Genomic DNA, 9,890 nt, shown 5'->3' with positions numbered 1-9,890 from the left:
GCCTGCGCCCGGTGCGGGTCTCGAGCCGGGCCAGGGCCTCGATCCCGAACTCCTCGGCCGACTCCGGGGGCAGGGTCGAGGCCTCGTCCGTGAGCACGCGGGCGTGCGCCTCGGACAGGGTCCCGCTCTCGAGGTGCTCCAGCACGGCGATCTGCGCCCCGCACAGCGCCTGCGCGGCCCCGAGCAGCCTGGCCGCGGCGTGCTCGGAGATCCCCTCGGCCACCGCGACCTCGGACACGGCCAGGGCGTGGGAGACGTCCCCGCCGAACCGGGCCGGTCCGGCCCCGCCCCCGGGATCGGACCGCTCGGCCGCGCGGCGCGCCTCCTCCCTGCAGGCCAGCCGCATCCGCTCCACCGCCAGCGCCTCCAGCGCGGCCAGGAACGAGCGCACCCGCCCGATGTCCGCCAGCACCCGCCGCGCGTCCGGGCCCGTGAGGGTGGACGGGTCGGGGTGCCACAGCGAGCCCTCCAGCAGCGAACCCGGCCGCGGCGTGAGCACCACCGCCCCGGACGCCTCGGCAGCAGCCAACCCGCCGCCGGCCGACCCCGTCCCCCCAGCCATGATGCCCCCCAACATCAATCGAAACTATTGACTAATACTACCACAGGTCGTCACGTGTTACGAATATGAATTCGAATCAGTCGCCGAGCACCCCCTAGGAACTCGACCCCCGCATGGCCGGGCGGCGGACTCACGCGATGGGCCAGATTCCGTGCCGCTGGACGGCATTCGAGCGTGCGCGCCGCGGCTACCGCGGGAAGCCCCCACAGAAGCGGCGACGCCGGCACCCAGGCACGTGCCGACGTCTTCCGCTGCGACCGCCTGCGCCCGGCTACCGCGGGAAGGCTCCCCCAAATATCCGGCGACGCCCGCGCAGACGTCACACGCCGCGACCGCCTGCGCCCGGCTACCGCGGGAAGGCTCCCCCAAGTAACCGGCGACCGCCCGCGCCGAGGCCAGCGCCGACGTCGTCCGCGACCGCCCACTCGCGGCTACCGCGGGGGAGGCTCCCCCAAAAAACCGGCGACCGCCCGCATCCGCTTCAGTGGTGCAGATGCTCCTGATCGCGGTGCGTGGTGGTCTCGAGCTGGAACGTCGAGTGCTCCACGGGGACGTCGAAGTGTTCCGCGACGCACTCCTGCAGCTCGACAAGGATCCTCTGTGCGTGCCCGTCGGTGAGGCACTCGTCTCGAAGTGTCACGTGGCCGGTGATCACAGGCGTCCCGGTGCCGATGAGGGTCGCGTGGAGATCATGGACATCTACGACGTGCGGGAGCGCAAGGATGTGGTCGCGCACGCTGCGGAGGTCGAGCCCCTTGGGCGTCGCGGCGAGCAGCACGTCCGTGGTCTCGCGGAGCAGCCGCAGGGTCCGCGGGATGATGAGGGCCCCGATCAACAGCGAGACGATCGCATCCGCTTGTGTCCATCCGGTGACCGTGATGACAACGGCGGCGACAATGACGGCGGCCGACCCCAGGGCGTCGTTGAGCACCTCGAGGAAGGCGGCCCGAAGGTTGAAACTCGAGTGCCGACCCGAGGCGAGCACCAAGAGGGCGACGGCGTTGCCCGCGAGGCCGATGATGCCGAACCACAGCATCGCCGACGAGCCGATGGCGGGCGGCTCGATGAGCCTGCGGATCGCCTCGTAGAGGATGAACACGCCGACCACGAGCAGGAGCCCGGCCTGAAGGGCCGCGGCCAGAACCTCGGCCCGCTTGTAGCCCCACGTGCGTTCGGGGGTCGGCGGCCGGAGTGCCAGCGACGCCGCGATGAGCGCGATCAGCAGCCCCGAGGCGTCCGTGAACATGTGGCCCGCGTCCGCGAGCAGGGCGAGGGACCCGGACAGCGCGGTACCCACGACCTCGGCTATGAGGATGAGCACCGTCACCCCGAGGGCGAGGACGAGCCGCTTGCGGTCCCGCGTCGCGTCAACGGCGTGGGAGTGATCGTGCGCGCTCATCGTGAGCTGCCCGCCGCAAAGTTGTCCACCGTTCTACGGTACATGCGGCCGAATACCGCGGCGAACGGCCGCGAATTACGGACGTGCGAACGCGAGCCGTCGCCGCCGCATCCGGCGGTGGGTCGCCGCCGTCGCCCGTGAGCGCCGGCCTCTTGGGGCAATCAGCCCTCGCCGCCGACGCCCTCCCGGCCGACGCCCCGCGCGTTGAGCTCCGCACGCGCCTCGGCGATCGCCGTCGTGAGTCGCTGAATTGCCTCGGCGAGGAAGGCGAGCTGCTCCGGCCCGTAGTCGGCGAGGACTGGCAGCATGTGCTCGACCATGGGATCGAACATCTCGCGGCCCGTCTCCCGGGCGCTCGGCGTTGCCGAGAGGAGCACCTGGCGGCGGTCCTCGGCGCTGTGCTCGCGTCGGAGGTGACCGGACGCCTCAAGCCGGTCGAGCACCGCGGTCATCGCGGCGGAGCTCAGCACCAGCCGCTCACGGAGCCCGCCCGGAGTCGTGGTGCCGCCCGTGCGGTCCGCCTCGACGACCGCGTTGATCGCGTGGATGTCGTTCCGCGCGAGACCGTGCCGGCGGCGCACGACCTCCGAATATCGTTCGGCCTCGGTGGTGAACTTCTGCAGGAGGAACAGAAGCTCGAACCCCGGCGATGAGCGCAGCTCGCCGCGGCCCGAATCGCCGCCGGAAAGTGCGTCGCCCGAAGACGCGTCGGAAGGCTCGACGGACGACTCAGCGCCAGGATCAGCGGAAAGCTCAGCCGAAGGATCAGCGGAAACCTCGCCGCGAGACGCGGCGGAAGACTCGGAGGAACGCTCTGGAGGCACGGGCCACATTCTAAGACCGGCCGCTCATGAGCCAGCGTCCCCGCGCAGCGAGCGGTAGGCCTCGAGCGCCTCGGCCCGCGAGTCGGCGAGGTCCACCAACGGCTCGGGATAGCGCTCGGTGCCGAGCTCGGGAATCCAGCGGCGCGCGTATGCGCCGTCGGGGTCGTGGGTCTTGGCCTGCGTGAGCGGGTTGAAGATGCGGAAGAACGGCGAAGCGTCCGCTCCACACCCCGCCGCCCACTGCCAGTTGAATGGATTGGAGGCCGCGTCCGCGTCAACGAGCGTGTCCCAGAACCACTGCTCGCCGAGGCGCCAGTCGATGCCGAGATTCTTCACGAGGAGACTCGCCGAAACCATGCGGACCCGGTTATGCATCCAGCCCGTGTTCCACAGCTCCCGCTGCCCGGCGTCGACCATCGGGAACCCCGTGCGCCCCTGCTGCCAAGCTTCGAGCAGCGCCTTCATGCCGCCGTCGGCATGGGATCCGCCCAAGCGAGCGCCGCCGTCGTCGTCCGTGCGTTCCGCGTCCGAGCCGGACTCCGGCGACCACCATGGGTAGGCATCGAACTCGCGCCGCAGATTCACGGTGGCGAGATCGGGGTGGTGGTACAGCTGGTGCCACGCGAACTCCCGCCAGCCCAGCTCGGAGGCGAAGACCGCGGCGCTACTGGGCGCGTCCCGCCGCTGCGCGGCGATCGCGTGCCACACCTCGAACGGGCTCACGTGACCCCAGCGCAAATGCGGTGAGAGGCGGCTCGAGCCCTCGCGGTCGGGCCGATCGCGCGCGTCGGCGTAGTCGGCGAGGGGGCCCTCCGCGAAGTCGTCGAGGATCTCGGCGGCGGCGCCCGGCCCAGGCGTCCAGGCCTCGGCAAGCGGCGCGGACCAGTCGGGGCTGTGCGGGAGGAGCGCCCAGTCTTCGAGCGCCTCGCTGTCCGGGAGACCCTCGGGGGCCTCGGACTGCGCGTCCGGAGCGGGGAGCGGATGCCGGAACTCCCAGGAGCTCAGCTCGTTCCAGAACGGCGTGAAGACCTTGTAATGCCCGCCCTGGCGGTTCGTGAGCTCCCACGGCTCGTGCAGAAGAGAGCCCTGAAAGCTCGACGCGCGCCGTCCCGCGCCACTCACGAGCGCCTTGACCGCTTCGTCCGCGCGCCGCTCGGGCCGCCCGTACCGCCGGTTCCAGAACACCGCGCCGGCACCCGCCTGCGCGGCGACGGAAGGCACGACGGCGGCGGCCGGCCCCCGCCGCAGCACGAGCGGAACGCCGAGGTGCTCGAGCTCCTCGCGCAGCGCATCGAGCCCACGATGGAGCCACCAGCGCGCCGCTCCGCCGAGCGGCCGCACGCCTGGAGACTTCTCGTCGAGCACGAAGAGGGCGATGGTCGGTCCGGATTCCATCGCTGCCCGCAGTGCGGGGTGGTCCGTAACGCGAAGGTCGTCGCGGAACCAGGCAATGGACGGCTTCTGGTGGGTCATCGTCCGACCTCCCGACCAAATTCCACAGCAATCAGCAAGAGCGTCACGGCGAATCCTGTCAGATAGTTGAGCCAGAGAAATCGGCGCCAGCCAGCGCGGGCGCGGGCGGACCGCGCGTCGTGCAGCGCCGCAAAGGGGGCGACGTTGGCGGCATACGGAAGCGCGAGCAGGCCCGCCCACCACGCGTCCCCGCCCGCAACGAGCAGGAGGACGCCCGCGCCAAGGTAGCAGACGAGCGCGAGGCGGACGGTCGCGCGCGCACCGAAGAGAGTCGCACTCGAGGCGATGCCGGCGTCCCGGTCCGGAACGATGTCCTGGACCGCTCCGAACGCGTGGCTCGCGACGCCCCACAGGAAGAACGCAGCGAGCGCGGCGACGCCCTGGGCCGAGGGCTGCCAGCCCGCGAGCGCGAGCCCGTACGCCGCGGGCGAGACGAAGTGCGTGCTCGAGGTCAGGGAGTCGAGGACCGGGCGCTCCTTGAAACGGAGTCCCGGCACGCTGTACGCGGCGACCGCGAAGAGCGACAAGGCCAGGACGGCCCAGCTCGCCGGCGGTCCGCCCGCGACGAGGGCGACGACGAACGGCATGCACGACCCCCAGGAAAACCACAGCATGGCGGCGTGCTTCGCGGGGTCAAGGACGGCGCCCTCGACGCCGCCCTTGCGTGGATTCCGAAGATCAGATTCGTAGTCGAACACGTCGTTGGTCCCGTACATCGCGGCGTTGTACGGCACAAGGAAGAACGCCGTCCCGACGATCAACCGCCAGTCGACGCGATCGGTGGCCAGGAAGTAGGCCGCCGCGAACGGGTAGGCCGTGTTGACCCACGAAAGCGGCCGAGACGAAACGAGGAGGTCGCGGGCCGTCACCGCCCGCACGGCGGTTACGAAGCTCACGTGGGCTCCTCGGAGTCGGGCTCGGGCTCGGATTCGGCCTCGATCTCGGAGCGACGCAGCCAGCGCCAGAGCACGGGCAGCAGCACGGCGGCCGCCACGGGGTAGGCGAAGTCCTCGAGCGGCGCCCGTCCAAGCATCAGGCCGCTCAGGGTTCCGGCCCGGTACACGAACAGGCCCAAGGCAATCATGACGTTGTCGAAGATGGCCGTGAAGACAAGGAGGCACAGGCCGCCAGCCAGCACCGGCCCCCACCGCCCAGCGCTGTAGCTCTGAAATTGGGGGCGTCTCCGCAATGAACTGTGTCTCCCCAATGGGCTGTGCCCCCTCAGCGAGCTGTGCCGCCGCAGCAAAAGGACGACGGCGGCCGCAGCGGCGAGGAAGAGGGCGTCCAGAATCGCGTAGCTCGTCATCGCGACGTCCCTCCGGAGGGCAGGTCGGAGCGACCCGCGGCCGGGCTGCCCATCGGCGGGGCCGGGCTGCCCATCGGTCCGTCGGCGCGACCACGTCGGTCCGCGGACGCGCCCCCCGCATCGCGACGCCGCGGGCTGAGCCGCAGCAGCCGGAACAGCCGCTCGGCGACGGTGAACAGCACCATCGCCGCGTGGCAGAAGAACGCGAGGAAGAACGGCTCCTCGAGTGGGAGTTCGGGTGCGAGCAGGATGCCCGTCATGAGCGGCGACTCGCCACGTTCGAAGATCCCGGCGCCAATGGCCGCGAAGTCCCAGGCGAGGAAGAAGGCGGTTCCGATCCCCACGGCAGCGGCCGCCGCACGCGGCGCGCGCCAGAAGAACAGCACGAAGCGGCGGTCGACGGCGGCGAGGCAGCCGGACGCTGTCAGCAACGAGATCAGGTACGCCATGTCGCCCCCTCGCCGCTTGCCAGCGCGGCGGGCAGCGCAGATTTGGCCGGCGCAAGCCCGCGCTGCGCGGGTGGTTCCGGCAGCGCAACCGGTCCCGTCGATCGGTCGCCGCGCACGCGCTTGAGCACGATCTCCGCGCTGATGAGGCACATCGGCACGCCGATCCCGGGGCGCACGGACGCACCCGCATACAGGAGGCCAGCTACCGTATGGCTCGCGTTCCCGGGTCGCAGGAAGGCGCTCTGCGCAAGCGTATGCGCGAGGCCCAGGGCTGCCCCTCGCCACGCGTTGAAGTCGGCGGCGAAGTCGGCGGGCCCGAACGTCCTGCGCACCACCACTCGATCCCGCAGGTCCGGAATCCCTGCCCACGCGGAGATCTGCCGGATGGCCAGATCCACCACCGATTCGACGGCCGGAGCCCCCGAGCCGCCGAGCCCTCCCTTCCCCCACTCCGGCCGGGCCGGCGACGGGACGAGGACGAAGAGGCTCTCGTGGCCCGCGGGAGCCACCTGCGGATCGGTGGCGCTGGTCCGGGAGACGTAGAGGGACGTCTGGTGCGGGAGCTTCTCGCCGCGCGCGATCCGCCCGAAGTTGTCGCGCCAGTCCTGCGTGAAGAAGAGGTTGTGGTGGGCCAGTTCCGGAAGGCTGCCGCGCACGCCGAGGCACGCGAGGACCGCTCCGGGTCCGGGGTCGCGGTGTGCCCACGAGGACTCGGGATGGCTGCGCAGCTCCTGCGGCAGCAGCTCGGTTTCGAGGTGGTGGAGGTCGGCCGCCCCGACCACGACGTCCGCCCCCATGCGATGCTGCCGCCCGCCGTCGTCCGTCCATTCCACGCCCTCGACGCGCGCGCCACCCGGCGCCTCTCCCGTGATGATCCTCGTGGCCCGCGCCCCGAGGTGGATCTGGGCCCCCGCCTCCCGGGCGAGCCGTCCCATCGAGTCGACGAGCGAAGCGAATCCGCCCTGCGGATACATGACGCCCTGGCCGAGGTCGAGGTGGCTCATGAGCTGGTACAGGGCGGGGGCGCGGAACGGTGTCGTGCCGAGGAAGACGGCGGGGTACCCGAGGATCTGACGCTCGCGGCGGTCGCCGAAGCGGCGGGCGATCCGCGCGTCGAGCGTCTGCGTGACGAGACGGGCCAGGCGCGGCGCGCGGCGCAGGATCTCGAGGCTCGCGAGTCCCCGGACCGAGGAGAAGTCGTCGTAGAGGAAGCGCCTGGTGGCCACTTCGTAGGCGTCGGCGGCCTCGTCCAGGTACCGCTCGAGCGCTGCCCCTGAGCCGGGATCGAGGGTGTCGAAGAGCTCGATCGCGCCCGCGCGGTCCCCGGGCACGTCCACCGGCCGCTGCTCGCCCTCGAAGAACGTCCGGTAGGCCGGACCGAGCCGCACGAGCTCGAGCTCGTCTCCCGCGCTCGTCCCCATGAGCCTGAACCAGTGGTCGATCACTTCGGGCATGAGATACCACGAGGGGCCCGTGTCGAAGCGGAAGCCCTCCGACTCCCATCGACCGGCGCGCCCGCCCAGCTCCGCTCCCTGCTCGAGCACCTGGACGGCGTGCCCATCCCGGGCCAGGAGCCCGGCCGTGGCGAGCCCGGCGACCCCTCCGCCGATGATCGTGACGCTCCGCGGTCTGCGCGGCCTGCCTGGGCGGGCGGCCGTGCGCTCGGGACGGGCCATCATCTCGCCCTCCCGGGCGCGCCGGCTGAAGGCCGGGACGGTCGGAGTCCGAAGAGCGCCGCCGCCGCGAGCCTCACCTTGACGGCGGTCGGCACGCTGATGCGGGTCGTCACGAGCACGTGGGCCGGACACGCTGCAATGCGGTCCCCGAGCTCGGAGAAGAGCGCATGGGCCAAGGCAACCGCGCGGCGGGACGTCTCCGGGAGCAGCATCAGGCCGGGAAGCGCGGCGTCCAGATCCGCCCGCAGGTCGGCGACGAGCCTCGCCTTCTCCAGCTCGGTGAGATGACGCGCCTCGACCCCTGGAAAGTACTCGCGCCCCAGCTCAGCGCTGTCCTGTCCGAGATCGCGGAGGAAATTGACCTTCTGGAAGGCCGCGCCGAGCCGCCGCGCGGACTCGACCATCACGCGCCGCTCCGCCGCCGGCACCTCCACCCCGACGAGGAATGCCCGCAGGCACATGAGGCCCACCACCTCAGCCGAGCCGTAGATGTACTCGCTCAGCGACTCGCTCGAATGCGAGCTGACCTCGCAGTCTCTCCGCATCGAGTCGAAGAACGGGTCGACGAGATCGCGGCCGATCCCCGCCCGGCGCGCCGTCTGGGCGAACGCGTGCACCGCGAGGTTCGTGCTGTAGCCGCAGTCGAGGGCCGCGTGCGTTTCGCGCTCGAGGCCGTCGAGCTGCATCCGAATGGCCTCGGGGGCCATGCCAGCCCCCGCCGCGGCGCCGTCCACGATCTCGTCGGCGAGGCGCACGAGCGCGTAGATGTTCTCGATGTCGGGTCGGATCGACGACCCGAGGAGGCGGCACGCGAGCCCGAACGACGTCGAGTAGCTGCGGATGACGACGGCGGAGCTCGCCGTGGCCGCGGCCGTGTACTTTCTCAGCGGGTCGCCCGGGGCCGCACCGCCGGAGCGGGCACGGCTGCCGAGGCGCTGCGGATGAGCCGTGGCAGACATCAGCGCTCCCGGTGGAGGACGTGATTGCAGAGACGTGTCAGCTCGGAGCGCAAGGGGGCGGGAAGGTCGCACCGCCGGGCCTCGTCGAGCGCCTCCGTGACGAGCGAGTGGGCCAGATTGAGGGCGTAGCCGTCCGCGCCCGCACGGTGGAGGGCCTCGCGGGCCAGATCCTCTCGGGCCGGATCCTCGCGGGCTTCGGGGCTCCCGTCATCATGGCCGTCCCGCGGCGGCCCCAGGTACGCGGCAACCTCGGGGTCCCGCCCAGCGAAGGCGGTGAGGACGGTGAGCTTCCCCTCGCGCAGGTCCGAGGTCACAGGCTTGCCGGTCTGCCGCGGGTCGCCGAAGGTGCCGAGCACGTCGTCGATGACCTGATACGCGATGCCGATGAGGCTTCCCACGCGGCCCACCGCCTCGACCTCGGCGTCGGTTGCCCCAACGAGCACGGCTCCGGCGCGGAGCGGCGCCTCGAACGAATAGACGGCCGTCTTGAGGCGCTCCATCTCGAGGACCTCGTCGACGGTGCCCGAGGCGTGGGCCATGAGGACGTCGGCCAACTCGCCGCTCGCGGCGTCCGCCATCGCCCCGTGCAGGAGGTCCAGGAGCCGAGTCCGCGTGCTCGAATCGCTCGCCGCGCGCTCCAGAATGCGATAGGAGGCCGCGAGCAGCAGGTCGCCCGCGATGATGGCCGCGGAGCTGCCGAGGTGGCTCGCTTCGACCGCCCCAATACCGCGTGCCTGCGCCCGGGCTGCGTACGTGCCCGCGATGTTGGGGCGCCCGCGCCGCACGGTGTCGCGGTCGATCACGTCGTCGTGCACCACGAGTGCGCCGTGGAGGAACTCGAACGCGGCCCCGGCCGCGGCGCACGACTCGGGGTCGTTGCCTCCGAAGGCGGCGTAGGAGAGCCACACGAGCTGGGGCCGCAGGCGCTTTCCTCCGCCGAACGACGCGCCGATGTGGTTCCAGAGTTCGCGGGCGGGTGCGGAGGCGGACCGCCGCTGAGACGTCGCCACATAGTCCTGCACGATCGCCTCGACGCGCTCGGCGACCTCGCTCCACCCGAGACCTCGGCCGCCGATCCCTTCCCGGAGGCGGTTGGCCGAATGGGGTGCGCGCTGCGCTGTCGCCGACGCTGCCACCGAAGCTAAAACTGCCCCGTCCATCATGCCTCCTGGGGTCCAACCTTGATGTCTCGATGTTCGAGAAATATGATGATCGAGAAAGCCGCCCGTGTCCAGAGGAGCT

The 9,890-nt window shown here is 71.4% G+C and carries 9 protein-coding genes and 1 pseudogene; all 10 read right to left on the bottom strand.

The genetic code is table 11. The features are described from left to right. A pseudogene (locus E6A26_RS12595) lies at positions 1–562 on the bottom strand (hypothetical protein); the annotation flags it as partial. Positions 563–1,043: 481 nt separating this feature from the next. Then, complete coding sequence (locus E6A26_RS12590) at positions 1,044–1,961, bottom strand: cation diffusion facilitator family transporter (RefSeq protein ID WP_136611536.1); 918 nt, start codon at positions 1,959–1,961, stop codon at positions 1,044–1,046. 161 nt (positions 1,962–2,122) lie between these two features. Next, positions 2,123–2,785, bottom strand: coding sequence for a MarR family winged helix-turn-helix transcriptional regulator (locus E6A26_RS12585; RefSeq protein WP_168928744.1), 663 nt, complete (start codon positions 2,783–2,785; stop codon positions 2,123–2,125). Between the two features lie 24 nt (positions 2,786–2,809). Further along, positions 2,810–4,258, bottom strand: coding sequence for a cryptochrome/photolyase family protein (locus E6A26_RS12580; protein ID WP_136611534.1), 1,449 nt, complete (start codon positions 4,256–4,258; stop codon positions 2,810–2,812). After that, entirely contained in the window at positions 4,255–5,154 is a 900-nt protein-coding gene (locus E6A26_RS17640) for a prenyltransferase (RefSeq protein WP_168928735.1), read from the bottom strand. Before E6A26_RS17640 ends, E6A26_RS12580 begins: the two co-directional genes overlap by 4 nt. Next, positions 5,151–5,396 (bottom strand): hypothetical protein, encoded by a 246-nt coding sequence (locus E6A26_RS17635; protein ID WP_168928734.1) that lies wholly within the window; start codon positions 5,394–5,396, stop codon positions 5,151–5,153. Before E6A26_RS17635 ends, E6A26_RS17640 begins: the two co-directional genes overlap by 4 nt. 164 nt (positions 5,397–5,560) lie before the next feature. Further along, positions 5,561–6,013 carry a lycopene cyclase domain-containing protein gene (locus E6A26_RS12570; RefSeq protein ID WP_136611532.1) on the bottom strand — a complete coding sequence of 151 codons (453 nt, stop codon included), beginning with the start codon at positions 6,011–6,013 and terminating at the stop codon, positions 5,561–5,563. Next, complete coding sequence (gene crtI / locus E6A26_RS12565) at positions 6,001–7,692, bottom strand: phytoene desaturase family protein (RefSeq protein WP_234865431.1); 1,692 nt, start codon at positions 7,690–7,692, stop codon at positions 6,001–6,003. Before crtI ends, E6A26_RS12570 begins: the two co-directional genes overlap by 13 nt. Next, positions 7,689–8,648: a phytoene/squalene synthase family protein gene (locus E6A26_RS12560; protein WP_136611531.1), complete on the bottom strand. Its 960-nt coding sequence runs from the start codon at positions 8,646–8,648 to the stop codon at positions 7,689–7,691. Before E6A26_RS12560 ends, crtI begins: the two co-directional genes overlap by 4 nt. Further along, complete coding sequence (locus E6A26_RS12555) at positions 8,648–9,808, bottom strand: polyprenyl synthetase family protein (protein WP_168928743.1); 1,161 nt, start codon at positions 9,806–9,808, stop codon at positions 8,648–8,650. The genes E6A26_RS12560 and E6A26_RS12555 overlap by 1 nt, the downstream gene beginning before the upstream one ends. Between the last annotated feature and the right edge of the window lie 82 nt (positions 9,809–9,890).

Source organism: Sinomonas albida, from assembly GCF_004919045.1.
In the GTDB taxonomy this organism is placed as follows: domain Bacteria; phylum Actinomycetota; class Actinomycetes; order Actinomycetales; family Micrococcaceae; genus Sinomonas; species Sinomonas albida.
This window is presented reverse-complemented; position numbering and strand designations above follow the sequence as displayed.

Coding starts and splice junctions, on each gene's coding strand:
- E6A26_RS12590 (WP_136611536.1), bottom strand. CDS start 1,961: ATGAGCGCGCACGATCACTCCCACGCCGTTGACGCGACGCGGGACCGC.
- E6A26_RS12580 (WP_136611534.1), bottom strand. CDS start 4,258: ATGACCCACCAGAAGCCGTCCATTGCCTGGTTCCGCGACGACCTTCGC.
- E6A26_RS12570 (WP_136611532.1), bottom strand. CDS start 6,013: ATGGCGTACCTGATCTCGTTGCTGACAGCGTCCGGCTGCCTCGCCGCC.
- crtI (WP_234865431.1), bottom strand. CDS start 7,692: ATGATGGCCCGTCCCGAGCGCACGGCCGCCCGCCCAGGCAGGCCGCGC.
- E6A26_RS12560 (WP_136611531.1), bottom strand. CDS start 8,648: ATGTCTGCCACGGCTCATCCGCAGCGCCTCGGCAGCCGTGCCCGCTCC.
- E6A26_RS12555 (WP_168928743.1), bottom strand. CDS start 9,808: ATGGACGGGGCAGTTTTAGCTTCGGTGGCAGCGTCGGCGACAGCGCAG.